Origin of the sequence: Nocardiopsis sp. NPDC006139, from assembly GCF_040614155.1 — a bacterium.
GTDB lineage: Bacteria > Actinomycetota > Actinomycetes > Streptosporangiales > Streptosporangiaceae > Nocardiopsis > Nocardiopsis changdeensis.
This window is the reverse complement of the sequence record NZ_JBEXTT010000004.1, coordinates 342,267-368,874: the sequence shown is the minus strand read 5'-3', so window position 1 is coordinate 368,874 and position 26,608 is coordinate 342,267. Positions and strand designations below refer to the sequence as shown.

24 protein-coding genes and 1 tRNA gene are annotated in these 26,608 nt (G+C 72.9%); 14 read left to right on the top strand and 11 right to left on the bottom strand.

All coding sequences use genetic code 11. The features are described from left to right. The first annotated feature begins 196 nt into the window (after window positions 1-196). Both ABZ249_RS07740 and ABZ249_RS07735 read left to right on the top strand, forming a co-directional pair. Entirely contained in the window at window positions 197-1,576 is a 1,380-nt protein-coding gene (locus tag ABZ249_RS07740; RefSeq protein ID WP_355258702.1) for an NAD(P)/FAD-dependent oxidoreductase, read from the top strand. Window positions 1,577-1,873: 297 nt separating this feature from the next. After that, a tRNA-Leu gene (locus ABZ249_RS07735) sits at window positions 1,874-1,947 on the top strand. A gap of 17 nt (window positions 1,948-1,964) precedes the next feature. Here the strand turns inward: ABZ249_RS07735 and ABZ249_RS07730 are convergent. After that, window positions 1,965-3,677, bottom strand: a complete 1,713-nt coding sequence (locus tag ABZ249_RS07730) for a helix-turn-helix domain-containing protein (RefSeq protein ID WP_355258699.1) — start codon at window positions 3,675-3,677, stop codon at window positions 1,965-1,967. 208 nt (window positions 3,678-3,885) lie between these two features. On the opposite strand from ABZ249_RS07730, the gene pruA reads away from it, so the two are divergent. The 3 genes from pruA (at window position 3,886) to ABZ249_RS07715 (ending at window position 7,728) form a co-directional block, all read left to right on the top strand. Continuing rightward, entirely contained in the window at window positions 3,886-5,511 is a 1,626-nt protein-coding gene (gene pruA, locus ABZ249_RS07725) for an L-glutamate gamma-semialdehyde dehydrogenase (RefSeq protein WP_355258696.1), read from the top strand. A gap of 143 nt (window positions 5,512-5,654) precedes the next feature. After that, entirely contained in the window at window positions 5,655-6,581 is a 927-nt protein-coding gene (locus ABZ249_RS07720; protein ID WP_355258693.1) for a proline dehydrogenase family protein, read from the top strand. A 196-nt stretch (window positions 6,582-6,777) separates the two neighbouring features. Beyond that, window positions 6,778-7,728: a Bax inhibitor-1/YccA family protein gene (locus ABZ249_RS07715; protein WP_355258690.1), complete on the top strand. Its 951-nt coding sequence runs from the start codon at window positions 6,778-6,780 to the stop codon at window positions 7,726-7,728. Window positions 7,729-7,829: 101 nt separating this feature from the next. Here the strand turns inward: ABZ249_RS07715 and ABZ249_RS07710 are convergent, their stop codons facing one another. The 3 genes from ABZ249_RS07710 to ABZ249_RS07700 form a co-directional block, all read right to left on the bottom strand. Continuing rightward, window positions 7,830-8,099 (bottom strand): DUF4287 domain-containing protein, encoded by a 270-nt coding sequence (locus ABZ249_RS07710; RefSeq protein WP_355258687.1) that lies wholly within the window; start codon window positions 8,097-8,099, stop codon window positions 7,830-7,832. Window positions 8,100-8,374: 275 nt separating this feature from the next. Further along, complete coding sequence (locus ABZ249_RS07705; RefSeq protein ID WP_355258684.1) at window positions 8,375-9,595, bottom strand: acetyl-CoA C-acetyltransferase; 1,221 nt, start codon at window positions 9,593-9,595, stop codon at window positions 8,375-8,377. A 132-nt stretch (window positions 9,596-9,727) separates the two neighbouring features. Continuing rightward, window positions 9,728-10,774 (bottom strand): SGNH/GDSL hydrolase family protein, encoded by a 1,047-nt coding sequence (locus ABZ249_RS07700; RefSeq protein WP_355258681.1) that lies wholly within the window; start codon window positions 10,772-10,774, stop codon window positions 9,728-9,730. A 324-nt stretch (window positions 10,775-11,098) separates the two neighbouring features. On the opposite strand from ABZ249_RS07700, the gene ABZ249_RS07695 reads away from it, so the two are divergent. The 3 genes from ABZ249_RS07695 (at window position 11,099) to ABZ249_RS07685 (ending at window position 14,761) form a co-directional block, all read left to right on the top strand. After that, entirely contained in the window at window positions 11,099-12,475 is a 1,377-nt protein-coding gene (locus ABZ249_RS07695; RefSeq protein WP_355258678.1) for a cystathionine beta-synthase, read from the top strand. A gap of 138 nt (window positions 12,476-12,613) precedes the next feature. Beyond that, a complete protein-coding gene (locus tag ABZ249_RS07690; RefSeq protein ID WP_355258675.1) occupies window positions 12,614-13,354 on the top strand; it encodes an acyltransferase in 741 nt (246 codons plus the stop codon). Window positions 13,355-13,615: 261 nt separating this feature from the next. Further along, window positions 13,616-14,761 carry a cystathionine gamma-synthase gene (locus ABZ249_RS07685; protein ID WP_220563255.1) on the top strand — a complete coding sequence of 382 codons (1,146 nt, stop codon included), beginning with the start codon at window positions 13,616-13,618 and terminating at the stop codon, window positions 14,759-14,761. Between the two features lie 180 nt (window positions 14,762-14,941). Here ABZ249_RS07685 and ABZ249_RS07680 read toward each other — a convergent pair whose 3' ends face one another. Further along, complete coding sequence (locus tag ABZ249_RS07680) at window positions 14,942-15,211, bottom strand: hypothetical protein (protein WP_355258672.1); 270 nt, start codon at window positions 15,209-15,211, stop codon at window positions 14,942-14,944. 294 nt (window positions 15,212-15,505) lie between these two features. Between ABZ249_RS07680 and ABZ249_RS07675 the strand changes: the two genes are divergently transcribed. Together ABZ249_RS07675 and ABZ249_RS07670 are read left to right on the top strand one after the other, a co-directional pair. Then, window positions 15,506-16,234 (top strand): GntR family transcriptional regulator, encoded by a 729-nt coding sequence (locus ABZ249_RS07675; RefSeq protein ID WP_220563253.1) that lies wholly within the window; start codon window positions 15,506-15,508, stop codon window positions 16,232-16,234. A 177-nt stretch (window positions 16,235-16,411) separates the two neighbouring features. Then, window positions 16,412-17,224 (top strand): GntR family transcriptional regulator, encoded by an 813-nt coding sequence (locus ABZ249_RS07670; RefSeq protein WP_355258669.1) that lies wholly within the window; start codon window positions 16,412-16,414, stop codon window positions 17,222-17,224. A 30-nt stretch (window positions 17,225-17,254) separates the two neighbouring features. Here the strand turns inward: ABZ249_RS07670 and ABZ249_RS07665 are convergent, their stop codons facing one another. Then, window positions 17,255-18,376, bottom strand: coding sequence for a hypothetical protein (locus tag ABZ249_RS07665; RefSeq protein ID WP_355258666.1), 1,122 nt, complete (start codon window positions 18,374-18,376; stop codon window positions 17,255-17,257). Between the two features lie 47 nt (window positions 18,377-18,423). Then, the gene (locus tag ABZ249_RS07660; protein WP_355258663.1) at window positions 18,424-19,839 is read right to left on the bottom strand and encodes a sigma 54-interacting transcriptional regulator; all 1,416 of its coding nucleotides are present in this window, start codon (window positions 19,837-19,839) and stop codon (window positions 18,424-18,426) included. A 144-nt stretch (window positions 19,840-19,983) separates the two neighbouring features. Here ABZ249_RS07660 and ABZ249_RS07655 point away from each other — a divergent pair, with 144 nt between their 5' ends. Further along, window positions 19,984-21,135, top strand: coding sequence for an FIST N-terminal domain-containing protein (locus tag ABZ249_RS07655; protein WP_355258660.1), 1,152 nt, complete (start codon window positions 19,984-19,986; stop codon window positions 21,133-21,135). A gap of 144 nt (window positions 21,136-21,279) precedes the next feature. Then, complete coding sequence (locus ABZ249_RS07650; RefSeq protein WP_355258657.1) at window positions 21,280-22,680, top strand: hypothetical protein; 1,401 nt, start codon at window positions 21,280-21,282, stop codon at window positions 22,678-22,680. A gap of 215 nt (window positions 22,681-22,895) precedes the next feature. Here the strand turns inward: ABZ249_RS07650 and ABZ249_RS07645 are convergent, their stop codons facing one another. The 4 genes from ABZ249_RS07645 to ABZ249_RS07630 form a co-directional block, all read right to left on the bottom strand. Continuing rightward, entirely contained in the window at window positions 22,896-23,384 is a 489-nt protein-coding gene (locus tag ABZ249_RS07645) for an RDD family protein (protein ID WP_355258654.1), read from the bottom strand. Window positions 23,385-23,394: 10 nt separating this feature from the next. Next, window positions 23,395-23,886 (bottom strand): RDD family protein, encoded by a 492-nt coding sequence (locus ABZ249_RS07640; protein WP_355258651.1) that lies wholly within the window; start codon window positions 23,884-23,886, stop codon window positions 23,395-23,397. A 276-nt stretch (window positions 23,887-24,162) separates the two neighbouring features. Then, a complete protein-coding gene (gene greA, locus ABZ249_RS07635; RefSeq protein ID WP_220563246.1) occupies window positions 24,163-24,663 on the bottom strand; it encodes a transcription elongation factor GreA in 501 nt (166 codons plus the stop codon). A gap of 141 nt (window positions 24,664-24,804) precedes the next feature. Continuing rightward, window positions 24,805-25,257: a DUF4307 domain-containing protein gene (locus ABZ249_RS07630; protein WP_355258647.1), complete on the bottom strand. Its 453-nt coding sequence runs from the start codon at window positions 25,255-25,257 to the stop codon at window positions 24,805-24,807. A 155-nt stretch (window positions 25,258-25,412) separates the two neighbouring features. Here ABZ249_RS07630 and mca point away from each other — a divergent pair, with 155 nt between their 5' ends. After that, window positions 25,413-26,294, top strand: coding sequence for a mycothiol conjugate amidase Mca (gene mca, locus ABZ249_RS07625; protein ID WP_355258644.1), 882 nt, complete (start codon window positions 25,413-25,415; stop codon window positions 26,292-26,294). Between the two features lie 4 nt (window positions 26,295-26,298). Further along, entirely contained in the window at window positions 26,299-26,547 is a 249-nt protein-coding gene (locus ABZ249_RS07620; protein ID WP_355258641.1) for a hypothetical protein, read from the top strand. Window positions 26,548-26,608: the final 61 nt, after the last annotated feature.

The following is a 26,608-nucleotide window of genomic DNA, read 5'->3' as shown; positions in this document are numbered from 1 at the left end:
CAATCCGGGTCGGCTGGAAAGTGGTGGGAAGGTGGCCAGGTGTGAACCTTCTCTGTGGGTAGGTGCTTGTGAAAGAATGCACAAGCAGCGACAAAAAGGTCGGGCTCCCGTAACAGCCACGACTCGCAACACGAGTGGGAGCCTCCACCCCCGGGGCAACGGGGGAGGCCGAAGAAACCGTTAGGGCGGATATGCGATGACCGAGAGCAGGAACTACCGGCTGGTGCACGGCGGAGGGGACGAGGCGGAGATCCCGCACATCCTCATCGTCGGTGGCGGTTACCTCGGGATGTACACCGCGAAGCGGCTGGAGAAGAAGCTCGGTGCCGGTGAAGCGCGGATCACCGTCATCGACCCCAACTCGTACATGACGTACCAGCCGTTCCTGCCCGAGGCCGCGGCCGGGAGCATCGCCCCCCGCAACGTGGTCGTTCCGCTGCGCAAGGTCTTCAAGCGGGTCCGCGTCCTGGGCGGCCGGGTCGTGCGCATCGACAACGCCGACCGCACCGTCCGCTACGAGCCCAACCTGGGCGAGCCCGAGACCATCTCCTACGACTACCTGGTGATGGCCGCCGGCGCCGTCTCGCGCACCCTGCCCATCCCCGGCCTGGCCGAGTGGGGCATCGGCATCAAGACGGTCGAAGAGGCCGCCTACCTGCGCAACCACGTGCTCGACCAGCTGGCCATCGCCGACTCCACCGACGACGAGGACGTCCGCCGCAAGGCGCTGACCTTCGTGTTCGTCGGCGGCGGGTTCGCCGGCGCCGAGGCCATCGCCGAGCTGGAGGACATGGTCCGCGACGCGGTCCGCATCCACCCCTCGATCGAGCAGTCGGACGTGCGGTTCTACCTCATCGAGGCCGCCGACAAGATCCTGCCCGAGGTCGGCCCCGAGGTCGGGACCAAGGCCCTCAACCAGCTGCGCCGCCGCGGCATCGACGTCCGGCTCAAGACGTTCCTGGAGTCGGCCGTCGACCAGCGCATCAAGCTCAGCGACGGCGCCGAGTTCGACGCCGGCACCCTGGTGTGGACCGCGGGCGTCAAGCCCAGCCCGGTGGTCTCGGCCAGCGACCTGCCGCTGGGCCCCAAGGGCCACGTCGACACCAGCGAGTACCTCATCGTCAACGGCGCCGAGAACGTGTTCGCCGGCGGCGACAACGCCCAGGTGCCCGACGGCAACGGCGGCTACTACCCGCCCAACGCCCAGAACGCGGTGCGCCAGGCCCCGGTGCTGGCCGACAACGTCATCGCCACCCTGCGCGGCGAGAAGCCCAAGGCCTACCGCCACAAGAACCTCGGCGCGGTGGCCGGGCTGGGCATGCACAAGGGCGCCGCCCAGCTGTTCGGGAAGATCGGGCTCAACGGCCGCCTGGCCTGGTACGCGCACCGCGCCTACCACCTGTTCGCGGTCCCGACCTTCAACCGCAAGTTCCGGGTGCTGTCGGACTGGACCCTCGGGTTCTTCCTGCGCCGCGACTTCGCCGCGCTGCCCGACATGATCGAGCCCCGCCAGGCCTTCGAGGAGGCCAGCAACCCGCAGGTGGTCGAGGGCGGCCACCTGCGCCGGGTGAGCTAGGGCGTGTTCGGCGGATCATTCCGGGTCGCGGCCGCGAGGCTTCCTCTCGCTACGCCGCCTGCGCTTGGACAGCCGAACCCGGGCTGACCTGCGCCGGTCGTCTTGCGAGAGATCGCCTCGCGGCCGCTCCCGGCATTCGGCGCAAGCGCCGAAACGCTCGAAAGCATCCACCGAACACGCCCTAGCGCGGACGAGGACCGGATCGAGGCCGTCCCCCCGGGGACGGCCTCTTCGCGTGTCCCGTTCCGGCCAGTCCGCGGCAAATCGCGCGATCGGCCCGGCCGGTATGATGGGCTCGCCCTCGTAGCCCAATGGTAGAGGCAGGCCCCCTAAAAGGGTCACAAGTGTCGGTTCGAGTCCGACCGGGGGTACTCGCGGGCCCGGCGCCTCACGGCGCGGGCCGTTCCTGCTCCATCAGCAGTTGCAGCTGTGTGAACAGCCGCTCCCCGGGGTCGGACAGGTCGATCCCGCTGACCTCCGCCGCCCGGCGCACCCGGTACCGCAGGGTGTTCGGGTGGATGTGCAGCCGCTCCGCCGCCGCCCGGGCGTCCCCGAACGCCTCCAGGTAGGCCGACAGCGAGCGCACCAGCTCCGCGCCGCCGTCCCGGTCGTACTCCACCAGCCGCGACACCCGCGGGTCCCGCAGCGAGGGCTCCTCGCGCAGCAGCGCCAGCGTCTCCCGGACGAGCACCCGCGAGCGCACGTCCTCGATGGACGCGACCTCCCGGTCGGCGTCGCCGCGCATCGCCTCCAGCACCCGGTCGGCCTCCGCCCGCGAATCGGGGGCGTCGGCCAGCCGCCGCACCGGCGAGCCCACCGCCGCCCGCACCCGCAGGCCCAGGGCCGACCGCGCCGCCTCCACGATCCGGCCGCACAGCGTCATCACCGTGCGCTCGACCCCGTCGCCGTCCCGGGTCAGGTCGGGCAGCAGCGCGTAGACCCGCCCGTTCAGCTCGGTCACCAGGGCACTGCGCCGGTAGGCGGCGGTGTGCACCGACACCAGGTCGAGGAACCGGCGGCGGCGCAGCTCCCGCTCGGGGCGGTCGGCCCGCTCCTGGCCCTCCTCGCCCACCGGGGCGAACGCCGCCACCAGCGCGGCCCGGCGGCTGTGCACCTCCACCGTGTCCGCCAGGGCCGCCGCGTCGATCCGCCCTTCTAGGAGGCTGGACAGCAGGTCCTCGCGCAGCCGCAGCCCGGCGCTGGCCCGGGTGCGCTGGCGGATCATCTGCAGCGCGGCGGTGCGGGCGGCGCCCAGCAGCGCCTCCTCGGCGTGCTCGGACAGGGGGCGCGAGCCCTCCTGCACCCAGATCGCGCCCAGCGGCCGGTCGCCGGCGTGGATGCCCACCGCCAGCCGCCGCCGGATGCCCAGATCCGGGTGCTCGTCGATGCGCACCACCTCCTCGCCCGCGCGCAGCCGGGCGAACACCCCCCACTCGCGCAGCAGCGCCAGGTACGACTCCGGGCCGCGCCGCCCCAGCACCGACAGCCGCCGCAGCTCGTCCACCTCGGCGCCGCTGGAGTAGGCCAGCACCCGGCTCGCCGAGTCCTCGATGCTCACCAGTCCGCCGGTCAGCCGGGCGATGGTCTGGGCCATCGAGAACAGGTCGCCGTCGGCCTCGCCGGTGTCGCCGTCCTCCAGCAGCCGGGCGTCGTCGACGATGCTCTGGCACACGGCCTGGAACCGGTCCCAGCGCACCTCCGGCCGCACCGCCAGCAGCGCGATGCCCGCCTCCTGGGCCTCCGCGCGCAGCGGGGCCAGGTCGTCGCCGCCCACCCGGGGGCGGCGGACCGGGCTCCCCTCGGGCGGGGCCCCGGTCTTGACCGCGACCGCGCTCGCCCCCTGTTCGGCGATCCGCCGCACCAGCCGCCGGGCCGAGCCGCCGCGGGCCCCGATGAGCAGGACCAGGTCGCCGCCGCGCACCTCGGTCCGGTCCTCGGGGTCCAGGATGAGGACGTTGTCCACTTGGACATCCAGCCCCTCCGGGGCCGCGGCCACGTCCAGGACCGGGTCGCCCAGGGCGAGCAGCAGGCGGCGCAACGGGACGCCCGGGCGCGGCTCCGTCGCCTCTCGGTCGTGACCAGCGGGAACGTCAGAAGTCACGGGAGCCTCCGATGGCATGCGGCGAACGGCGGGCAGGACGCCGCGAAACGGGACGGTGGTGGACCTTCGGGTTTCATTTTGTCCTAGAGGACAAACAGGTCGGGCAAAGAGTGGCCCGCTCCACAAGGTTCGCACGGTCCTGTTCTGGGAGCGTTGGATGAGACAGCCCCTGCTCTGTTCAGGGATAAGACTTCCAGGGAGGTGCCCCATGGACGCCGTGACCAACGTCCCGCTGCCGGTGAACGAGCCCGTTCTCTCGTACGCGCCCGGCAGCGCCGAGCGCACGGAACTCGTCGCCGAGCTCGAGAGGCTCGGCAAGGAGCGCATCGACCTGCCGATGCGCATCGGCGGCGAGAGCCGCATGGGCGGCGGCGAGCCGATCGACGTCGTGCAGCCGCACAACCACGCCGCCGTGCTGGGCACCATGCGCAACGCCACCCACCAGGACGCCCGCGACGCCATCGCCGCCGCCAAGGCCGCCGCCCCGGCCTGGCGCGCGATGTCCTTCGACGACCGCGCCGCCATCCTGCTGCGCGCCGCCGAGCTGCTCTCCGGCCCCTGGCGCGCCACCATCAACGCCGCCACCATGCTCGGCCAGTCCAAGACGGCCCAGCAGGCGGAGATCGACGCGGCCTGCGAGCTCATCGACTTCTGGCGCTTCAACGTCGCCTACGCCCGCGAGCTGATCGCCCAGCAGCCGCTGAGCGTCAAGGGCGTGTGGAACCGCATGGAGCAGCGGCCGCTGGAGGGGTTCGTCTACGCGATCACCCCGTTCAACTTCACCGCCATCGCGGGCAACCTGCCCACCGCCCCGGCCCTGATGGGCAACGTGGTCGTGTGGAAGCCCTCCCCGACGCAGCAGTTCGCCGCCGAGCTGACCATGCGCCTGCTGGAGGAGGCCGGGATGCCCCCCGGCGTCATCAACATGGTCACCGGTGACGGCCTGGCCGTCTCCGACGTCGCCCTCAACGACCCGGAGCTGGCCGGTGTGCACTTCACCGGCTCCACCCGCACCTTCCAGCACCTGTGGAAGACCGTCGGCGAGAACATCTCCTCCTACCGCTCCTACCCGCGCATCGTGGGCGAGACCGGCGGCAAGGACTTCATCGTCGCCCACCACACCGCGGACCCGGAGATCCTGCGCACCGCCATCGTGCGCGGCGCCTTCGAGTACCAGGGCCAGAAGTGCTCGGCCGCCTCGCGCGTGTTCGTGGCCCGCTCGGTCTGGGAGAAGATGGGCGACGCCCTCATCGCCGAGACCGAGGCCCTGACCATGGGCGACGTCACCGACCTGTCGAACTTCATGGGCGCCGTCATCGACCGCCGCTCCTTCGACAAGCTGGCCAAGGTCCTGGAGGACGCCAAGTCCGACCCGACCCTGGAGATCGTCGCGGGCGGCACCGCCGACGACTCGGTGGGCTACTTCGTGCGCCCGACCATCATCGTGGGCACGGACCCGTCCAACGACGTGTTCCGCACCGAGTACTTCGGCCCGGTCGTCGCCGTCCACGTCTACGAGGACGACCGCTACAGCGAGATCCTCAAGGTCGTCGACGAGGGCTCGGCCTACGCGCTGACCGGCGCGGTCATCGCCAACGACCGCACCGCGGTCGCCGAGGCGGAGGAGGCCCTGCGCTTCACCGCGGGCAACTTCTACATCAACGACCGGCCGACCGGCTCCATCGTGGGCCAGCAGCCCTTCGGCGGCGGCCGCGCCTCGGGCACCAACGACAAGGCCGGGTCCGCGCAGAACCTGTCGCGCTGGTCCAGCCCGCGCTCCATCAAGGAGACGTTCGTCGCCCCGACGACCTCCTCCTACCCCCACCAGGGGTAGCACCCGGGTTCCGCACCCCTCCCGTCCTGAGGGGTGCGGACTCCCCGCCCCCCGAAGCACCGCCGGCGCGGCCGGGCCGACCCCCGGCCGCGCCCCGCCCGCGCGCGACACGACCGTCCGCGCTCGTCTCCTTCGAGGTCACCATGCTCCGCAAGCCTCTGCTGCTCGCCGCCAGGTCCACCGCCTGCCGCCGGATCGTCGAGCGCACTCCCGTCACCCGTGCCATGGTCCACCGGTTCGTCGCCGGCGAGGACCTGGGCACCGCACTGCCCGCCGTCGAGCGCCTGGCCGGCGACCGCCTCGTCACGCTGGACTTCCTCGGCGAGGACACCAAGGACCGCTCCCAGGCCGAGGGCACCGTCCTGGCCTACGAGGACCTGCTGGCGGCCCTGGGCGAGGCCGGGCTGGGCGACCGCGCCGAGGTGTCGGTCAAGCTGTCCGCCGTCGGCCAGTTCCTGGACCGCGACGGCGAGAAGATCGCCCTGGAGAACGCCCGGCGCATCGCCGAGGCGGCCAAGGCCATCGGCACCACGGTCACCCTGGACATGGAGGACCACACCACCACCGACTCCACCCTGGGCATCCTGCGCGAACTGCGCGAGGACTTCCCGTTCGTGGGCGCGGTGCTCCAGGCCTACCTGCGCCGCACCGAGGCCGACTGCCGCGACCTGAGCGGCGCGGGCTCCCGGGTGCGCCTGTGCAAGGGCGCCTACGACGAGCCCGAGTCGGTGGCCTTCCGCGACAAGCACGAGGTCGACAAGGCCTACGTGCGGGCCCTGCGCATCCTGATGGAGGGCGAGGGCTACCCGATGGTCGCCTCGCACGACCCGCGGATGATCGCCATCGCCGGGGAGCTGGCCGCCGCCAACGGCCGCGGCGCGGACGACTACGAGTACCAGATGCTGTACGGCATCCGCGAGGAGGAGCAGGTCCGCCTCGCCGCCGAGGGCAAGCGCATGCGCGTCTACGTCCCCTACGGCACCGAGTGGTACGGCTACTACATGCGCCGCCTGGCCGAGCGCCCCGCGAACGTGCTGTTCCTGGCGCGTGCGCTGGTCACGCGCAACTAGTTCCACACTGGTCCCACCTGGGACGACGGGGGCACGGGCCGGGGTCGAGACCCCGGCCCGTCATCGTGTTCGCCCGGGGTTCACGCGCCCCGCCCGGAGCCGTTTCCCAACGGTGACCTGCGCGCCGGAACCCCGCCGGAGTCCGGTGCGTTACCTTGTGGGCAGCAATCCACGGTTTCGAAAGGTCTTCCTGGACATGCGGATGCGCAGTTCCAACCCCGTTCTCAAGCGGGCGCTCCAGCAGGCCGGCCCGGCAGGGTACGGCCAGCAGCAGGGTCACCCCCAGCAGGGGTACGGACAGCCGTACCCGCAGCAGGGCTACCCCCAGCAGGGCTACGGCCAGCAGGGTTACGGCCAGCCCTACCCCCAGCAGGGCTACCCGCAGCAGGGTTACCCCCAGCAGGGCTACCCGGGCGGCCCCGCCCAGGGCCACGGCGAAGCCCGGATGACCATCGACGACGTCGTGGTGCGCACGGGCATGACACTCGGCGTCGTGGCGCTCACGGCCGTCGTCAACTACTTCGTCTTCCAGGCCAACCCGGGCCTGGGCCTGGGCCTGTGGATCGTCGGCATCATCGGCGCCCTCGTCCTCGGCCTGGTCATCGCGTTCACGAGCAGCACCAACCCGGTGGCCATCCTGGCCTACGCGGCCTTCGAGGGCCTGCTCGTCGGCGGTCTGACGGCCTACCTGGCCGCCCTGCTGGTGGGCACCACCGGCGACGCGGGTGCCGGAGGCACCCTCATCACCCAGGCGGTACTGGGCACGGTCCTGGTCTTCGGCGTGATGCTGGCGCTGTACAAGTTCCGCGTCATCAAGGTCACCGACGGCTTCGCCAAGGTGGTCATGTACGCCACCCTGGGCGCCGCGGCCCTGATGCTGGTCAACTTCGTCGCGAGCTTCTTCATCAGCGGCGGCATCGGCATCCGCGAGCCCAGCCCGCTGGGCCTGGTCGTCGGCCTGGTCTTCATCGTCATCGCGGCCTGCACCCTGGCCCTGGAGTTCCGGGGCATCGAGGAGGGCATCAACGCCGGTATCCCGGCCAAGTTCGCCTGGCAGTTCGCCTTCGGCCTGACCGTCTCCCTGGTCTGGCTCTACATCGAGATCCTGCGCCTGCTCTGGATCATCAAGACGATCTTCGCCGAGTAGCCGACGGCGACCGTTCGTCCGCAGTACGGAGAAGGGCCGTTCCGGCAGTGCCGGGACGGCCCTTCGCCCGTTCGTGGAGCGGGTGCGGTCCGGGGCCGGCCTCAGGCCGACTCCGTGCTCCGCTCGCCCGCGCGGCGCGGTGCGGGGATGGAGCGGTTGCGTCGTCGTCGGTCGTATTCGGTGACGAGGGCCTGGGCGTACCACGGGGGCAGCCCGTACTCGTCGGCGAGCCAGTTGGCCCGGTCGGAGCAGCGGAGCAGGCCCGGTCCCTGGTCGAGGGCGTCGAACCACTCGTGGAGTCCGCGGCCGGTGACGGCCGGGATGCGTTCGATGAGCTTGGCGTGGACTTCCGGCGAGTGGGTTACCGGCATGGGCACCTCCGGCAGTGCGTTGGCGTTTGACGCTTACCTGCGACACTGCATCAGGATCACGGTATGGACAAGCCCCGGACACCGGCTTTTACCTTGCGCGTGCGGGAACGTTTGCCAAGGTGCCCTGGACGACCGTTACCGCCGGTGCTAAGCGGTCCCCGCACGTGTTCCGGAGTCGCCTCGGGCGGCGGGGCGAAAGTCCGGAAAACGCGGAGAGGTGCGGAAAAAGCAGGAGGGGCCGGAGCGCGCGCCCCGGCCCCCTGTACGGGAGCGGGTCAGCTCAGGCGCTCGAAGACGGCCGCCATGCCCTGGCCGCCGCCGACGCACATGGTCTCCAGGCCGAAGGTCTTGTCGTGGAACCGGAGCCCGTTGATCAGCGTGCCGGTGATGCGGGCGCCGGTGCTGCCGAACGGGTGGCCGACCGCGATGCCGCCGCCGTTGACGTTCAGCTGCGCGTCGATGTCCACGCCCAGCTGGTCGGCGGAGGGCAGGACCTGGGCGGCGAACGCCTCGTTGATCTCGACCAGGTCGATGTCGCCGATCGCCATGTTGGCGCGGGCCAGGGCCTGCTTGGAGGCCTCGACCGGGCCCAGGCCCATGATCTCCGGGCTCAGGCCGGTGACGCCGGTGGACACGATGCGGGCCAGCGGGGTCAGGCCCAGCTGCGCGGCCTTGGTGTCGCTCATGATGACCAGCGCCGAGGCGCCGTCGTTGAGCGGGCAGGCGTTGCCCGCGGTGACGGTGCCGTCGGGGCGGAACACCGGCTGGAGCTGGGAGACCTTCTCGTAGGTGGTGCCGCGGCGGATGCCGTCGTCGGTGGTGACCACGGTGCCGTCGGGCAGGGTGATCGGGACGATCTCGCGCTCCCAGAAGCCGTTGTCCAGGGACTTCTCGGCGAGGTTCTGCGAGCGGACGGCGAACTCGTCCTGGCGCTGCCGGGAGACGCCGGTGATCTGGGCGACGTTCTCGGCGGTCTGGCCCATCGCGATGTAGACGTCCGGCAGGGCGCCGTCCTCGCGCGGGTCGGTCCAGGCGGCGGTGCCGGCCTGGGCGCGCTTCTCGGTGCGGGCCTTGGCGTCGGCGAACAGCGGGTTCTCGTTCTGCGGGTTGTCGCTGCTGCCGTTGGCGAAGCGGCTCACGGCCTCCACGCCGGCGGAGATGAACACGTCGCCCTCGCCGGCCCGGATCGCGTGCAGGGCCATCCGGGTGGTCTGCAGCGAGGAGGAGCAGTAGCGGGTGATGGTGGTGCCGGGCACCGTGTCCAGGCCGAGCTGGACGGCGACCACGCGGGCCATGTTGAAGCCCTGCTCGCCGCCGGGCAGCCCGCAGCCGAGCATGAGGTCGTCGATCGAGGACGGGTCCAGCTGCGGGACCTTGGCCAGGGCGGCGCCGATGACCTGGGCGGCGAGGTCGTCGGGGCGGATGTCCTTGAGCGAACCCTTGAAGGCGCGCCCGATCGGGGAACGGGCGGTGGCGACGATGACTGCTTCGGGCATGGCGGCGTCCCTATCGGAGTGGAGCTACAGGTGTGCGACCGGCGTGGTGCCGGACGCGGCAGATCTTGTTACCAGTCAGTAAACCCGGAGGTCGCCCTCCCGCGCCACCCGGGGTCGTCCTTGTCCGTGATCTCACCGATCCCCGGGTTCGGGCCGCGGGGCCTCGGCGGGCGCCCCCGCGTCCGCGGGGACCCGCGCCCGGTCGGCGGAGGGGCCCCGCAGGCCGGCCAGCGGCCGGCGGACCAGGGCCGACCAGCGGCCCCGCCGCCCCTGCGCGGGGTCGCCGGCGGCGGACACCTCGGTGCCGGGGTTCTCCGCGGCGACCACGGCGGCCCGGTCCACCGGCAGGATGCCCGCGGTCGGCAGCGCGTCCGGTTCCGGGAGCAGCCCCAGCGCCGTGCACACCGACGGCAGCACCGCGAACGCCGCCTGGGCGTAGCCGCGCGCCGAAGGGTGGAACCGGTCGGGGCCGAACATGAGCGAGGGGTCGGCCCGGAACTCGTCGGCCAGCAGGTCGCTCAAGGAGACCGTGCGGCCGCCCGCCTCGGTGACGGCGATGGTCTGGGCGGCCGCCAGCTGGCGCGAGGCCCGCCGCGCCACCGAGCGCAGCGGCCACCCGATGGGGCGCACCGTGCCCAGGTCCGGGCAGGTCGCCACCACCACCGCCGTCCCCCGGTCCGTCAGGCTCCGCACGACGTCGCGCAGGTCGGACACCGCGTCGCTGGGCCGCACCCGGCGGATGACGTCGTTGGCGCCGATGAACACCACCGCCACGTCGTAGCGGGTGCCCTCGGCCAGCGCCCCGGACCGCTCCGCCTGCCCGGCCAGGGTGGCCGAGGTGGCGCCCGGGAACGCGGTGCAGCGCAGCCGCACCGGCCGGTCGGCGGCGTTGGACAGGCCGGTCGCCAGCAGCACCGAGGGGGTCTGGGCCGCGGTCTGGACGGCGAACCCCGCCGCGGTGGAGTCGCCCATCATGAGCATGCGGATCGGCGGCCCCTCGCCCTGGCCGTGCAGCCCGTTGACGACGGGCCTCTCCCACTCGGTGACCCCCACCGCCCGGCGGGCCAGCCGGGCCTGGAGGTAGAGGAGGGCCAGCGTTCCCGCGCCCACCAGGGTGAGCCCGCCGCCACCGAACGCGGTGGCCGCGGCTATCCGCCGTGCGCGTGCGGCTCGCAGCATCGGGACGACCTCCGCGGCGTCGGGCCTCCGACCCGCGCCCCTGCGCGGCGGGCCGGTCGGACCATCGAGGCTACCGGCGGGGGGAGGCCTGGTCACGTACCCCGGCGGAACAGCGTCCGAACCCCGGGGTGAGCACGGTCGAACCCGGGGGCCACGGCCCCGTCCGGACCGGGACCGGCCGAGCGCGCGGAACCCGCTGATGGGGGCGTTAGAGTCGGGTGGGAACGGGCCGGACCGGCCCTGTGGCCCCCGGGCCTGCGCCATCGGGGGCGCGAGTCGAACGGCGGGCCGGAACCCGGTCGCCACGATGCAAGGGAGCATGAAGTGCGGGTATACGACTCACTGATCGACCTGGTGGGGAACACCCCGCTCGTCCGGCTGCGGAAGGTGACCGAGGGCCTGGGGCCGAACGCCCCCACGGTGGTGGCCAAGGTCGAGTACTTCAACCCGGGCGGCTCGGTGAAGGACCGCATCGCCCTGCGCATGGTCGAGGCCGCCGAGAAGAGCGGCGAGCTCAGGCCGGGCGGCACCATCGTGGAGCCGACCTCCGGCAACACCGGCATCGGCCTGGCGATGGTCGCCCAGGAGAAGGGCTACCGCTGCGTCTTCGTCTGCCCGGACAAGGTGGGCCCGGACAAGCTCTCGGTGCTGCGCGCCTACGGGGCCGAGGTCGTGGTGTGCCCGACCACGGTCGCCCCCGAGCACCCGGAGTCGTACTACTCGGTCTCGGACCGGCTGGCCCGGGAGATCCCCGGCGCGTGGAAGCCGAACCAGTACGAGAACACGAACAACCCGGAGTCGCACTACCACTCCACCGGTCCGGAGATCTGGGAGCAGACCGAGGGCCGTATCACGCACTTCGTGGCGGGCATCGGCACCGGCGGCACCATCAGCGGCACCGGCCGCTACCTCAAGGAGGTCTCCAAGGGGGCGGTGAAGATCGTGGGCGCCGACCCGGAGGGCTCGGTGTACTCGGGCGGCTCGGGCCGCCCGTACCTGGTGGAGGGCGTCGGCGAGGACATCTGGCCGGGCACCTACGACACCGGGATCTGCGACGAGATCGTGGCGGTCAGCGACAAGGACTCGTTCCTGATGACGCGCCGCCTGGCCCGCGAGGAGGCCCTGCTGGTGGGCGGCTCCTGCGGCCTGGCCGTGGAGGCGGCGCTGCGGGTGGCCCGCGACGCCGGGCCCGACGACGTGATCGTGGTGCTGCTGCCCGACGGCGGGCGCGGCTACCTGGGCAAGATCTTCAACGACGAGTGGATGTCCGACTACGGCTTCCTGTCCGCCGACACGGAGGGGGCCACTGCGGGCGAGGTGCTGGCCGCCAAGGGCGGGGAGCTGCCCGACTTCGTGCACACGCACCCGGAGGAGACCGTCGGCACGGCGGTCGCGATCATGCGCGAGTACGGGGTCTCCCAGCTGCCGGTCATGAAGGAGGAGCCGCCGGTGATGGCGGCCGAGGTGGTGGGCTCCCTCGCCGAGCGCGACGTCCTGGACGCCCTGTTCGACGGCCGGGCGCAGCTGGACGACCGGGTGGAGGCGCACATGGGCCGCCCGCTGGCCACGGTGGGCACCGGCACGCCGGTGGCCGACTGCGTGCGGCTGCTGCGCACGTCGGGCGCCCTGGTGGTGCTGCGCGACGGCAAGCCCGTGGGCATTCTCACCCGGCAGGACCTGCTGGCCCACCTGTCGAACTGACGGACCGGACACGGCACCGCGGGCCCGGACCGCGCTCGGAACCGAGCGTTGTTCGGGCCCCGGTGCGAACGGAACGGACATCGGGGCGCATACTCGAACACTGCTAATGTTCGCGGCGAGGCTACTGGCAGGTAACACATGGGAGCTCGCGTGTCGCGGCTGTTGTCCTGGATCATCCGTTCGCTCTGGTCGTACGCGCGCGGTCACGCGGAGATCCGCTCCGGTTCCCGTGCCGCGCGCAGGTTCGCGCGTTTCGGCGACGGCTCCGCCATCGCCTTCCCCACGGCCACGCTCTACGGCGAGCCCTGGATCGAGATCGGCGCCTTCACGGTGCTGGGCGGGGACATGACCCTGGCCGCCGGGATGGGCCCCGACTACGACCTGGGCCCGGGCACGGTCGTGCGGATCGGCTCGGGGTGCGCCATCGGGCGCGGCTCCCACATCGTCGCCCACAAGTCGATCGACATCGGCGACCACGTGTACACCGGCCCCTACGTGTACATCACCGACCAGAACCACTCCTACGCCAACACCGAGATCCCGGTCGGCCTCCAGTGGCCGGTCGACGACCCGGTGAGCATCGGCGCGGGCACCTGGATCGGCGCGAACGCGGTGATCCTGCCCGGCGTCCACCTGGGCCGCAACTGCGTGGTGGCGGCCGGGACGGTCGTGCGGCCGGGCACCTACCCCGACCACGCGGTCGTCGCGGGCGTCCCGGGCAGGGTCGTGCGCACCTACGAGCCCGAGCTGGGCTGGCGTCCGCCGCTGCGCGACACGGGCACGCCCACCCGCGTGCCCACCCCCGCCGCCGGGCCGCTGCCCGGCGCCCCGGAGAAGCCCCCGCAGCCGGGCACCCCCACCCGCTTCCCGCCGGTCTGACCCCGGCTCCGGGCCGTGTCCCGGTCCGTCCCGGGGGCGATCGGTCGGCCGGGGTGCCGTTCGCGCAGGAGAAGGGGCCGGGGAGACCGGTCCGGTCCCGGTTCGGGGCCGTGGTCCGATCCCGGTTCCGGGCCGCGGTCCACCGCTGGCCCGGGTCGCGGTCCGGCCCGGGGCGATCGGTCGGCCGGGGCGCCGTTCGCGCAGGAAGAGGGGCTGGGGAAAACGGGTCCGGGCGGGTCCGCGGGCACTATCGTGGTGCCCATGAAGTTCGACGGATTCGAGACGCTGGCCATCCACGCGGGCCAGGAGCCCGACGCGGGCACCGGGGCCGTGGTGGTGCCGATCTACCAGACCAGCACCTACGCCCAGGACGGCGTGGGCGGGCTGCGCCGGGGCTACGAGTACTCCCGCACCGGCAACCCCACCCGGGCCGCCCTGGAGGAGTGCCTGGCCGCACTGGAGGACGGCGTGCGCGGCCTGGCGTTCGCCTCCGGCATGGCGGCCGAGGACACCCTGCTGCGCACGGTGCTGTCCCCGGGCGACCACATCATCATCCCGGGCGACGCCTACGGCGGCACCTTCCGCCTGGTCTCCAAGGTGGTCGAGCGCTGGGGGGTCTCCTGGGACGCGGTCGACCAGACCGACACCGAGGCGGTGCGGGCGGCGGTGCGCCCGGAGACCAAGGTGATCTGGACCGAGACGCCCACCAACCCGCTGCTCAACATCACCGACATCGAGACGGTCGCGCAGATCGCCCACGACGCCGGGGCGATCCACGTCGTGGACAACACGTTCGCCTCGTCCTACCTGCAGCGGCCGCTGACCCTGGGCGCGGACGTCGTCGTCCACTCGACCACCAAGTACCTGGGCGGGCACTCCGACGTCGTCGGCGGCGCGCTCGTGGTGGCCGACGCCGAACTGGGCGAGCGGCTGGCATTCCACCAGAACACCATGGGAGCTATTCCGGGGCCCTTCGATTCCTGGCTGACCCTGCGGGGGGTCAAGACCCTGGGCGTGCGGATGGACCGGCACAGCGCCAACGCCGAGAAGGTCGTGGCCGCGCTGGAGGGCCACCCGGCGGTGCGCAAGGTCTTCTACCCGGGTCTGGAGGGGCACCCGGGGCACAAGATCGCGGAGCGGCAGATGCGGTCCTTCGGTGGGATGGTCTCCTTCGCTCTGCGCGACGGGGAGAAGGCTGCTCTGAGGGTGTGCGAGCGTACGCAGGTCTTCACCCTGGGCGAGTCCCTGGGCGGGGTGGAGTCCCTGATCGAGCACCCGGGGCGGATGACGCACGCCTCCACCGCGGGCTCCCCGCTGGAGGTCCCGGCGGATCTGGTCCGGATCTCCGTGGGCATCGAGTCGGCTGACGACCTGGTGGCCGACCTGCTGCAGGCTCTGGAGGGCTGAGGCGCCGGCGGGCCCCTTCGGGGGTCCGCCCGCCGTATCCGCAGCGCCCGAGGTCCTGCCGCGCGGGCTCCTCGGCGACTCTGCCGGGCCCGGCGCGGCGCTCCTGCTCTGTCGACGGGGGTGGGCTGCAACGGGGTGGGCACTCCGTTGTGCCGTGCGGGGTGCTCCTGCCGCCCCGGGCTAGACCGTGGTGGGCGTACGGTCTCGCTCGGGGGCGGGTCGGGGAGCGGGGACCCGGGGGGTGTTCCCGCGCTGGGCGGGGTTGGCGAAGTGCAGGCCGACGACCAGGCTGCCGGTGCGGGAGAGGGCGCTGTTGTCGTCCTCCTCTCGCAGGGAGCGGTAGCCCCCCTTGCCGTCCTGGCGGCGGATGCCGATCGAGACGGCGAGGAAGAACCCGGCCGCCAGGGCCAGGAGGAGGCCGCCTACGGCGATGATGACGCTTGCGAACATGGGCTGTTCTCCGTTTGGGTCCGAGCTGTTCCTTATCGGTCGAGAGTGCCGCCACCCGGGGGGTGGGGCCCGGCACCGCGGGTGCGGTGTCCGTCTGCGGGCGGTTGGTGACCGGTCCTGGGGCCTCGATCGTCGCTTTTCCGTATGACCAACTGGCAGCGCCACCGTGTACTAAGGGTGGCCTTCATCTATGATGGGTTCAACAGAACCGGGCGGACTCGTTTGCTTGGTGTACCGATCACCTTGTTGGTACAAGTGAAGTTGTTCTAGTGCTACCCCCTTGAGGGCTGACTTATGCGGGCAGAAAGCAGATATCGACAGATCGCCCGAGCGCTGCGGCGGGAGATCAGGGAGGGGAGCCTGCCCCTCGGCGGGCAGCTGCCCTCGGAGAAGCAGCTCGAAGAGCGTTTCAGCGCCTCCCGCAACACCGTCAGGCTGGCGCTGGGCATGCTCCGCAACCAGGGGCTGATCGTCAGCCGCCCCGGCCGCGGCCACTTCGTGCAGGACGTCGTCCCCGAGACCTTCCACGCCAACCGCTCCAAGGGCGCCGACGGGTTCAACGAGTCCAACATGGCCGGGCAGACCCTGGAGGAGCTCCAGCTCCTCAGCGCCAACGCCGACCTCGCCAGCCGGCTGCGCGTCCCCGAGGGCGACATGACGGTGGTCCGGCGCATGTACCGCTTCTCCGGCGAGATCTCCGGGTCCATCAGCTCGGCGTTCTACCCGATGGACCTGGTCCAGGGGACGCCGCTCATGCTGCCCGAGGACGTGGAGAGCGGCCTGTCGGTCATGGCCGAACACGGCCACCGGCAGGTCGGGTTCGTGGACGAGCTGGAGACCCGGATGCCCAGCCCCAGCGAGGCCGCCCAGCTGGAGCTGCCCCCCGGGGTGCCGGTGCTGTGGGTCCACCGCACCGACCTCTCCGAGGAGCGGCCGATCCGGGTGGTCGAGACCGTCTACGCCGGTCACAGCATCCGCTACCAGTACGAGCACGGTGACATCAGTGCCTACCACCGCGACTGACCCGCGCGCCCGGCGGGCGCCCGCCGCTCCGGGGCGGGCGTTCCGGTGGTACGCGGGCCCCTCCGCGGGGGAGAACCCGGGACGGGGTCCGTCCGTTGACGGGGAAAGGCCGCCCGCTCCGCGCAGGCGGCCCCCCGCGGCCGACGGCGGCCGGGCGGACGGGACGTAAGGACACGCATGAGCACGTCGAAGAAGACGGTGGTCGCCGATCACCTGCGCGAGGCCCTCTCCCGCGGCGACTTCAAACCGGGCGAGCGGCTACCGGGCGAGGAGGAGCTCGCCGAGCAGTTCGGCGTCTCCCGGGCCACCGCCCGGCTGGGCATGCGCATCCTCCAGGACGAGGGGGTCATCGACATCCAGGCGGGGCGCGGCGCGTTCGTCGCCGACCACCGGCCCATCGTCCACCTGGCCACCCCGGTCTCCGGCGGCACCGACTCCGAGCGCTTCGAGGACGGCTACCAGCCGCACCTGCGCGAGGCCGGGTACGACCTGATCGAGCAGCAGATCAAGGTCAGCCTCGACACCATGCGGCCGCGGGTGGCCAAGCGCCTGCGCTGGGGCGGCGAGGAGCAGGGGCCCAACGGCGGCCTGGTGGTCATCCGCTCCTGCGACCGGTTCGTCGAGGGCGGCCTCTGGCAGTCCCAGGTCACCTTCTTCCCCTTCACCATCGCCAGCAACACCCCCCTCATGTCCCCCCAGCACCTGGAGCAGGGCGTCACCTCCGTGCTGCGCGACCTGGGGTACCGGGAGGAGTGGAACTGGGACATCGTGGGCGCCCGCATGCCGTCCCAGGACGAGGCGGACTCCTTCAACCTGGGCCCGGGCATCCCGCTGCTCGTCCACGAGCGGGTCGTCTACGACGGCGACCGCCCGTTGCGGTTCACCGAGACGATCATGCCCGCCAACCGCCACCAGCTGCTGTACTCCGGCGGCGACGCTCCGGAGGAACTGCTGCTCATGGCCTCGGACGTCAACATCTTCGAGCGCTGAAACGCACGTGCAGAAGCATGTGAGCCCGGCTCATGCACGCGGCCACGGCCGCCCGCCGAGGTAGGAGTCGAGCAGCAGGGGCGCCAGGGCCTCCGCGTCGGCGGCGACCGCGTCCACGCCGCGCCGCCGCACCACCAGGTCGCGGAAGGCTCGCAGCCGCGGGTCGTCGGAGAGCAGGAAGAACGTCACCCGCGCCCCCTCCCGCACCGCGGCGTCCAGCTCGGCGACCGTCACCTCCGCGGTGCGCGGGCTCGCCGGCCAGGAGAACCGGGCGTCGCCGTCCTCTCCCAGGTGGGCGGTGGGCTCCCCGTCGGTGACCACCAGGACGCGGTGGGCCAGGCCGGGGTGGCGCCTGCGGTACCCGCGCGCCAGCCGCAGCGCGTGGTGCAGGTTGGTGCCGGGGACCCGGCCCCACGGGTGGGCGACCAGCTCGGCGGGATCCGTCTCGCGGGCGGTCTCGCCGAACCCCACCCACTGCACCCGGTCACCGGGGTGGCGGCGCACCAGGGCGTCCAGCGCCAGCGCGGTGCGCACAGCGGCCTCGTGCAGGGATCGCGCCGCCATCGAGTGGGACAGGTCCACCAGCAGCGACACCGCCCACCCGGAGGACGGCTCGGTCTGCGCCGACCGCAGGTCCCGTGCCCGCAGCGCGGCGGTGTCGGCGGTGTCGGCGGCCCGGCGCAGCATCGCCCGGCGCATGCTGGCCACCGCGTCCAGCGGCCGGTCCGCCCGGTAGGGGACGTCGCGGCCGGTCGGGTCGGTGCCCGGATCGCCCCGCAGCCCGCCCCGGTGCGGGCCCGGGCGGGGGGCGGCGCGCGCCTCGCCCAGCGCCACCTCGGCCAGCCGCCGCAGCTCGCGCGGGCTCAGCCCGTGGTCGGCGCGGTCCAGCCGGTCCCACAGCTCACGGGCCCCGGGCCCCAGGGCGCGGCCCAGCAGGGCTCCGGGGGAGTCCAGGGCGTTCAGGGCCGACCGGTCGCCCTCCGCGTAGCGGGCCACCGCCTTCTCCACGGCTCCCACGCCGTCGTCGGCGCCGGGGGCCTGCGCGATCAGGTCGAGCAGGGCGCGGGCGGCCCCGACGGCCTCCTCGGGCGGCGGGTCGGGTTCGGCCAGGGGGTCGGGGCCTCCCATGTACTCCCGGTACCGGAACCTCACAACCACTACCTCCAGGGGTGCGCGACGACCCGTTATGTTCCCGGCTTTCAGAACCGGTAGACCCCTCCGTCGGCAACGATGTCCTTGGACAGGCGTCGTTCCAGGTAGAGGCCCTCCAGCGCGAACTCCACCACCGCCGCGGCCAGCCCGGGGGAGGCCGGGCCGTCCTCGTCCTCGGGTGCGGCGGCCGCGATCATCGCCGCCAGCCCGGGCACCGCCCCGATCCGGCGCAGCAGCTCGGCCGCCCCCACCAGGTCGCCGCTCTCCACCGTGCCGCCCGCGGCGAACCGGTCGGCCAGCGGGGCCAGGTCCACGTCCCCCAGCCGGGCGCGGAAGGTGTCGGAGACGGCCCGGCGCAGCAACCCGAGCAGGATCGCCTCGCCGTCCTCCTCATGGCCCATCGCGAACTCCACCTTGCCCAGCAGCGAGGGCACGGCGGAGGCCAGGTCGCACACCCGGGCCACCGGGACCTCCTCCCCGGCCAGCGCGGACCTGCGCAGGGCGGAGGCCGCAACCGTCTCCACCGCGGCGACCGCGAACCGGACCGACACGCCGGAGCGGGGGTCGACCTTGCGGGAGCCGCGGGCCAGCCTCGTGAACCGGGCGACGGCCTCCCACAGGTGCCCGGGGACCACGGTGCCGCCGGGCACCGACGCCTCCTGGCGCAGCACCGCCCGCTCGTCGTCCAGGGTCGGCGGGTAGTGGGTGCGCACCTGGGCGCCGAACCGGTCCTTGAGCGGGGTGACGATCCGCCCCCGGTCGGTGTAGTCGTCGGGGTTGGCGCTGGCCAGCAGCAGCAGGTCCAGCGGCAGGCGCAGCGCGTACCCGCGGATCTGGAGGTCGCGCTCCTCCAGCACGTTGAACAGCGCCACCTGGGCGCGGGCGGGCAGGTCGGGCAGCTCGTTGACGCAGAACACGCCGCGGTTGGCGCGCGGCACCAGGCCGTAGTGGACGGTCTCGGGGTCCCCCAGGGAGCGGCCCTCGGCCAGGCGGGCCGGGTCGATGTCGCCGATCAGCTCGGCGGTGCCGGTGTCGGGGGTGGCGAGCTTCTCCCCGTAGCGCTCGGAGCGGTGGCGCCACACCACCGGCAGGTCGCCGCCCTCCGCGGCGGCCCGCCGCAGGCAGGAGGGGCACACCGGGGCGTAGGGGTGATCGTTCACGGAACACCCGGCGACCGCCGGGGACCACTCGTCCAACAGGCCGGCGACGGCGCGGATGAGCCGGGTCTTGCCCTGGCCCCGCTCGCCGAGCAGGACGACGTCGTGCCCGGCCAGCAGGGCCTTCTCCAGGGCGGGCAGCACGGTGGCGTCGAACCCGTGCGTCCCCGGGAAGCGCGGGCGGCCGGAGGCCATGCGGGACAGCAGGTTCGCGCGGATCTCGGCGGCCACCGTGCGGTGCTCGTGGCCGGACGCGCGCAGTCCGGCCAGGGTCCCGGGCAGTGCGGGGGGAGGCGGAGGTGTCACCCTCCAGAACCTACTCCGTCGGACGGCGGCCGATGGCGGCCGAGGCCGGTCCCGGCCGGGCTCCGCAGCGGGCTCAGGGTGGGACAATGACGGAGTGTGGCACCCGCGTCGGGCGGGTCCGGTGACGAGTGAGGGGTCCAGCCGGTGGCTCGGTTCGGCGATGCACTGACGACCGGGGCGGACCTGGTGAACGCGGCCGAACGCGCGGCGCTCACCGCCCTGGCCCGTCTCGACGGTCCGGCCGACCTGGTGTGCTTCTTCGTCTGCGGCGCCGACACCGAGGAGGTCTCGCTGGCCGGGACCCGCGTGATGGAGCTGGCGGGCGCCGCGCTCACCCTGGGGTGCAGCGCCGTCGGGGTCATCGGCGGCGGCCGCGCGGTGGAGGGCCAGGGGTCGGTCAGCGTGTGGTGCGCCCGGCTGCCGGGGGTGGAGCTCACCCCGTTCCGGCTGGACACGGTGGTGGAGGGCGAGCGGCTCACCGTCGTGGGCATGCGCGAGCCGGGTCCGCGCGACCGGGCCGCCCTGCTGCTGGTCAACCCCTACGAGTTCCCGGCGCGCGAGTTCGTGCGCGAGTCCACCCGGGCGCTGGGCGGGCTGCCGCTGGTGGGCGGCATGGCCGAGGGCATGCTCGGCGAGGGGTCGGTCCGGCTGTTCTGCGACGGCTCGGTGGCCGAGAACGGCGCGGTGGGCCTGCTCATCGGCGGCGAGGGCGTGCTGGGCACCGTGGTGAGCCAGGGCTGCCGCCCGATCGGGCCGGCGATGACGGTCACCGCGGCGCACGACAACGTGGTCGAGGAACTGGCCGGGGAGTCCGCCTACACCCGCCTGGAGGCGGTGCTGGAGACGCTCTCGGACGAGGACCGGGACCTGGCGGAGCACGGGCTGCAGCTGGGCATCGCCATGGACGAGTACGCCGACCACCACGAGCAGGGCGACTTCCTCATCCGCTCGCTGACCGGCGCCGACGCCGGGGCGGGGACGCTGGTCGTCGACGAGTCGGTCGAGGTCGGGCAGACGGTCCGCTTCCAGATACGCGACGCCGGGACCGCGGACGAGGACCTGGCCCTGCGGCTGGCCGACTTCGGCGAGCGCCACCGGGTGGGGGCGGGGCTGCTGTTCTCGTGCAACGGACGCGGTGCCGCCCTGTTCCCGCACGCCGACCACGACGTGCTGGCGGTGCGCCGGGTGCTGGGCGCGGAGGCGGTGGCGGGGTTCTTCGCGGCGGGGGAGATCGGCCCGGTCGGCGGGGTCAACCACCTGCACGCGTTCACGGCCTGCCTGCTGGCCTTCGCCTGAGCGGGCGCCGCCCCCGCCGCGAACCGGACCTTTACCGCCGTATCACCGACACCCGACACGAGTTCCTTGAGTGTGCGCATACCGGGGCGCTTACTAAGAGTGCACTATTTATTCACTCTGTGTGATCAAGGTGAAAGGTTCGTCATGCCCGGGTGCGCACCCACTTCGATCCGCATGCGCGGCAGGCGCTGGGCGGTGGCGGGGGCCCTGGTCCTGCTGCTCCCGGTCGGCCCCCGGCCCGCCTTCGCGGAGACCGGCTGGCTCCCCCAGGACCTGGGGTCCGCCGACCGCATCGGCCTGGTCCTGGCCTCCGGAACGCTGCGCCTGGACGGGGCGGCCGAGCCCCCGGCCTCCCTGCGCCGCGAGCGCGGGGCCCCGGCCACCGGCCTGGCGACCTTCCCCGAGCAGGCCCTGGAACGGCCCACCGACACCGTCGACGTGCGGGTGGGCTCCTCCGGCGACCCCGAGGACGTGCTGGCCGAGGTGCGCGGCGTCCGCGCCGACGGCATGTGGACCGAGTGGTACCCCGCCCCCGACCGCGGCGGCCGCATCACGCTGGACGCCGACGTCTCCCGGGTGCAGCTGCGGGTGGGCATCGACGGCGCCGACACCGCCGTCACCGGACTGGGCGTGCGCCCGCTGGAGGGCACCGGGGACATCCCGGCCGGCCTGCCCGACGACCCCTCGCCCGAGGCCGCGCCCCGGCCCGAGGGCGACGGGGGACCCGACGGCGGCGGGGAGCCCGACGGGGACGGCGGCGACCCGTCCGGGGACGGGGCCGGGGGCGGTGACGACATCCCCGAGCGCCCGTTCTCCGCGCGGCTCTTCGCCACCCGCATCGGCCTGGTCGGGGAGACCACCGCCAACGGGCACACCGTCCGCGCGAACGACCACTTCGTGGCCCTGCCCTCCCGGCGCGGGCTGGCCGCCCGGGGCGGCGGCGAGTACACCGTCCGGGTGTGCACCACCGGCGCCCTGGGCCCGGAGGGCAAGGGCGACACCGAGGGCCACGAGGCCCGCTGCGCCTACCTGCCCGTCTGGGACGTGGGCCCGTGGAACATCACCGACGACCACTGGAACGCCGACCGCCAGTCCTGGCGCGACCTCGACCGGGGCCGCCCGCAGGCCCAGGCGGCCTACTCCGAGGGGCACAACGGCGGCCTGGACGGGTTCGGCCGCCGGGTGCGCAACCCGGCCGGGATCGACCTGGCCGACGGCGCGTTCAACGACGGGCTCCGGCTGCCGACCAACGGTTGGGTGCAGGTCGACTACCTGTGGACCGGCGAGTACCGCCACCGCGTCGAGGTCACCGCGCCCGCCGGGGGCGGGCCGGTCGAGGTGCGCGGCGGCGCGGGCCCGGAGCACCCCGCCGTCGGCACGGCCGCCCACAGCGCGAACATCGACGTCGTCTGCCAGGAGGCCGGGGCCCGGGTCACCGGCCCGCAGGGCACCGGCGACGCCTGGTACCGGATCGGCGAGGGCCACTACATCCCGGCGGTGTACGCCGAAGGCGGCGCCGACGCACCCGTCTGCGCCTCTTTTTGAACCTCCGCTGCGCTTCGGTTCGTGCTCGGCGCCCCCTGAGGGCGGGAACCTTCGGCCCTGCGTCGACATCCTCGCCCGCCCGTCGCCCACCACCACCCTCAACGGATGGCCTACGGCCACAGGCCTTCCTCGAGGACGTCTCCTCCGGGCCTCCAGAACCCCGCCGGGCGCCTCACGAACCCCCGGTGGCACAGGAGAGCAGCTGGGAACAGGTCCTAGGCCGGGGCCGGGGGGCGGACGACGGCGGTCCGGGACAGCCGGTCGTGCAGGGCGAGCCCGTCGGGGGAGGCGGCGCCCAGGCTCTCGACCAGCGTGAAGCACAGGCCGACGCAGGGCACCGCCTGGGGCAGGCAGAGCACGGCGGCGCGCGCCGCGGCCTGGCCGCGGGTGGGGCGGCCGCCGCCGGGGCCGACCACGGAGATGCCCGTCATCATCTTGCCCGGGGTGGCGCCGCGCGCGACCAGGAAGCCCCACTCGTACAGGAACAGCAGCGCCACCCCGCCGAACAGCAGCAGCCCCGCCCAGCCCATGGCCGCGAGGTACCCGTCCACGGGGAGCGCCGAGGCCGGCAGCGCCGCGAGGGCGAACAGCGCCGAGACCGCGGTCGCCGCCAGCACGATGTCGATGAACCGGGCCGTCGCGCGCAGCGAGAACGGCGCCGGCTCCGCGTCGGGGCCGGCACCGTCCGGTAGGGGCCGGGGCATCGGGACCTCCTCAGGGATGGGAGTGCACGACGACGGTCTTGGACACGCGGTCGTGCAGTGCGAGCCGGTCCTCGCCCACCGCCGCCATGCTCTCCATGAGGCTCAGCACGTGGCCGAGGCAGGGCAGGGACTGGGGCAGGCAGAAGAAGGCCGAGCGCCCGACGGCCTGGCCCTGGGTGAGGCGGCCGCCGTCGGCGCGGGTCACCTTGATGCCGAGCATCATCTTGCCCAGCGTGGCGCCCCACGTGACCAGGAACAGCCAGTCGTAGAAGAACAGCAGCACGCCCCAGCCGAAGAAGAACAGCAGGGCCCACACCGTGCCCTCGGCGTCGCTCGTCTCCGTCGAGAATCCGTTCAGGGCCCCCGTGATGGTCAGCATGCCGATGAAGAACGCCGTGGCCGCGATCGCCGCCAGGATGTAGTCGATGAACCGGGCGGCCAGGCGGCGGCCGAAGGAGGCGGGTCCGGGGCCGGCGGGCACCGGTTCCGGTCCGTGCGGCATCCACCCGCCCTGCGGGCCGTAGGGGGTCGGGACGCCCGGACCCGGGCCGCCCTGCGGAGGGGGGCCGCCGTGGCCGGGACCCTGCGGGTTCCAGTAAGGCGAGGACATCGTGCCCTTTCGGTGGTCGGGGAGGCGGCACCCGTCGGCCGCCCTCAGAGGGTACGACGCACCGGGGAGCCCCGGAGACCCCCGGGACCGCGCCCGCTCCCGCCCCACATGCGGTGAGGGGCGGCATCCGCCGCCCCTCACCGCTTCGATCCCCGCCGGGGACCCGCCCTACATGCCGCTGTAGGGGACCGCCTCGATGATCTCGACCCCGAGGCTCTTGCCGTTGGGCAGCTGGTAGCTGACCTTCTCGCCGACGGCCTTGCCGTTGATGGCGGAGCCGAGCGGGGAGCGCGGGGAGTACACGTCGATCGGGGAGCCGCTCTCCTCGCGGGAGGCGAGCAGGAACGTCACCTCCTCGTCGTCGCCGTCGAACATGACGGTGACGGTCATACCGGGGCCGACCACGCCCTCGGTCCGAGGGGCCTCGCCGACCCGCGCGGTGCGCAGGATCTCGGTGAGCTGGAGGATGCGGGCCTCCATCTTGCCCTGCTCCTCCTTGGCGGCGTGGTAGCCGCCGTTCTCCTTGAGGTCGCCCTCCTCGCGGGCGGCCTCGATCTTCTCCGCGATCTCGATGCGCCCGCTCCCCGTCAGGTGGTCCAGCTCTGCCTTGAGCCGGTCGTACGCCTCCTGGGTGAGCCAGGTGACGTTGTCATCGCGGGTCTGGGTCACGGGAACTCCTTGTGTACTAGTAGCAAAGGCCACCAGGCGGCCAGAGCTGAACTTACGAGAATATCACCGTGCGTCATGGCACACGGTTCCCGAAAGGCCGGCTCCACCGCCCGAACCGGTGGGGAAAGGGGTTCGGCGGTGTCAGTCCTGCGAACCTTGTTCCCTGCACGAGGCCACTTCTACCGTTGCGGCCTGACGAACCGTTTCAACGGTCGTGGTGACCATGCGGTTCCCGGCCTCCGTCGCCATGGTCCTCTGGCCCACCTCCACCAGGCGCTCGTCCAGCGCGCGGATCAGGCACACGGCCCCGTCGCGGCTGTTCACCTCGTAGGTGATGGTCGCCTCGGCCGCCGTCGGCGCCGAGGAGGAGACCACCTGGTGGTACACGCCCCCGCCCAGCCCGGTGTAGCTCATGACCGCGTAGCCCCACCCGACGGCGCACAGCACGGCGAACGCCGCCGCGATCACGAAGAAGACCGGCCCGTTGCCGTGGCGTTTGCGCAGGGCGGGCGCGGTCTCCGCGGCGGGGGCGGCCGCGTCGGCGGCCGGTTCGTCGGCGCTCTTCACGGCGTCTTCCTCCGGGGTGGTGGGCATCGGGAATCTCCGTACACGGGGACGGTGTTGTCTAAGATATCCCCGACCTGACAGCCCCCCCGCGCGGCCCGCACCAAGTCGCCGGATGTGCCGTGATCAGGGGAGCAGGACGGTACGCCCCTGCGACCGTCGACCGAGTCAAGGAGAACCCTTCGTTGTCCGAGCGCCTGCGGCTCATGGCCGTGCATGCCCACCCCGATGACGAGTCCAGCAAGGGCGCGGCCACCATGGCGCGCTATGTCGCCGAAGGAGCCGACGTGCTGGTCGTCACCATGACCGGTGGTGAACGCGGTGACATCCTCAACCCGGCCATGGAGCGGCCCGACGTCCGCGAGAACATCGCGGAAGTGCGCCGCCGCGAGATGGACCGGGCCCGCGAGATCCTCGGGATCCGGCAGGAGTTCGCCGGTTTCGTCGACTCCGGCCTGCCCGAGGGCGACCCGCTGCCCCCGCTGCCCGAGGGCTGTTTCGCCCTCACCCCGGTGGAGGAGGCCGCCGCGCCCCTGGTGGAGTCGATCCGCCGCTTCCGTCCGCACGTGATCCTCACCTACGACGAGAACGGCGGGTACCCCCACCCCGACCACATCATGACCCACAAGGTGTCGATGCACGCCTTCGACACGGCGGGGGACCCGGACGCCTACCCGGGCACCGGCGACCCCTGGCAGCCCCTCAAGCTGTACTACTTCGTCTCCTTCCCGTTCGAGCGGTTCGAGGCGATCGCCGCGCTGCTGGAGGAGAAGGGGCTGGAGAACCCCTACCAGGAGTGGATCGACCGCATCAAGGACCGCGGCGACCGGCCCACCTGGGAGATCACCACGCGCGTGGAGTGCGGCGAGTACTTCGACCTCGCCGAGAAGGCGCTGAAGGCGCACGAGACCCAGGTCGACCCCAACGGGTTCTGGTTCGCGGTGCCCAACGACCTCCTCGCCCAGGCCTGGCCGACCGAGGACTACCACCTGGTGCGGTCCCTGGTGGACACCGAGGTCCCGGAGACGGACCTCTTCGCGGGTGTCCGCGACGCAGTGAGAGTATGAACCCATGAACAGCCTTCTCGTGTCCGCCGCCGCGAACACCGACACGTTCACCCTGGACAAGTACACGGTCACCCCGGGCGTCCTGGGGTTCCTCGTGATCTTCGCCGTCGGTGTGGCCCTGTACCTGCTCATGCGCAGCATGACCGGCAAGCTCAAGACGGTGCGCGGTGAGCGCACCATCGAGGAGCCGGTGGACGTCGCGGCCGCCCCGACCCTGATCGAGGACGACGCCGCGAAGCGGAAGGACTCCTAGGACGCGTTCGGCGGATCGTTCCGGGTCGCGGCCGCGGGGCCGCCTCTCGCCGCGCCGCCCG

Excerpts from the sequence above, each read along its gene's own strand:
- ABZ249_RS07740 (WP_355258702.1), top strand. The coding sequence starts at position 197 with ATGACCGAGAGCAGGAACTACCGGCTGGTGCACGGCGGAGGGGACGAG.
- pruA (WP_355258696.1), top strand. The coding sequence starts at position 3,886 with ATGGACGCCGTGACCAACGTCCCGCTGCCGGTGAACGAGCCCGTTCTC.
- ABZ249_RS07720 (WP_355258693.1), top strand. The coding sequence starts at position 5,655 with ATGCTCCGCAAGCCTCTGCTGCTCGCCGCCAGGTCCACCGCCTGCCGC.
- ABZ249_RS07715 (WP_355258690.1), top strand. The coding sequence starts at position 6,778 with ATGCGGATGCGCAGTTCCAACCCCGTTCTCAAGCGGGCGCTCCAGCAG.
- ABZ249_RS07710 (WP_355258687.1), bottom strand. The coding sequence starts at position 8,099 with ATGCCGGTAACCCACTCGCCGGAAGTCCACGCCAAGCTCATCGAACGC.
- ABZ249_RS07705 (WP_355258684.1), bottom strand. The coding sequence starts at position 9,595 with ATGCCCGAAGCAGTCATCGTCGCCACCGCCCGTTCCCCGATCGGGCGC.
- ABZ249_RS07700 (WP_355258681.1), bottom strand. The coding sequence starts at position 10,774 with ATGCTGCGAGCCGCACGCGCACGGCGGATAGCCGCGGCCACCGCGTTC.
- ABZ249_RS07690 (WP_355258675.1), top strand. The coding sequence starts at position 12,614 with ATGGGAGCTCGCGTGTCGCGGCTGTTGTCCTGGATCATCCGTTCGCTC.
- ABZ249_RS07685 (WP_220563255.1), top strand. The coding sequence starts at position 13,616 with ATGAAGTTCGACGGATTCGAGACGCTGGCCATCCACGCGGGCCAGGAG.
- ABZ249_RS07680 (WP_355258672.1), bottom strand. The coding sequence starts at position 15,211 with ATGTTCGCAAGCGTCATCATCGCCGTAGGCGGCCTCCTCCTGGCCCTG.
- ABZ249_RS07675 (WP_220563253.1), top strand. The coding sequence starts at position 15,506 with ATGCGGGCAGAAAGCAGATATCGACAGATCGCCCGAGCGCTGCGGCGG.
- ABZ249_RS07670 (WP_355258669.1), top strand. The coding sequence starts at position 16,412 with ATGAGCACGTCGAAGAAGACGGTGGTCGCCGATCACCTGCGCGAGGCC.
- ABZ249_RS07650 (WP_355258657.1), top strand. The coding sequence starts at position 21,280 with ATGCCCGGGTGCGCACCCACTTCGATCCGCATGCGCGGCAGGCGCTGG.
- ABZ249_RS07645 (WP_355258654.1), bottom strand. The coding sequence starts at position 23,384 with ATGCCCCGGCCCCTACCGGACGGTGCCGGCCCCGACGCGGAGCCGGCG.
- ABZ249_RS07640 (WP_355258651.1), bottom strand. The coding sequence starts at position 23,886 with ATGCCGCACGGACCGGAACCGGTGCCCGCCGGCCCCGGACCCGCCTCC.
- ABZ249_RS07630 (WP_355258647.1), bottom strand. The coding sequence starts at position 25,257 with ATGCCCACCACCCCGGAGGAAGACGCCGTGAAGAGCGCCGACGAACCG.
- ABZ249_RS07620 (WP_355258641.1), top strand. The coding sequence starts at position 26,299 with ATGAACAGCCTTCTCGTGTCCGCCGCCGCGAACACCGACACGTTCACC.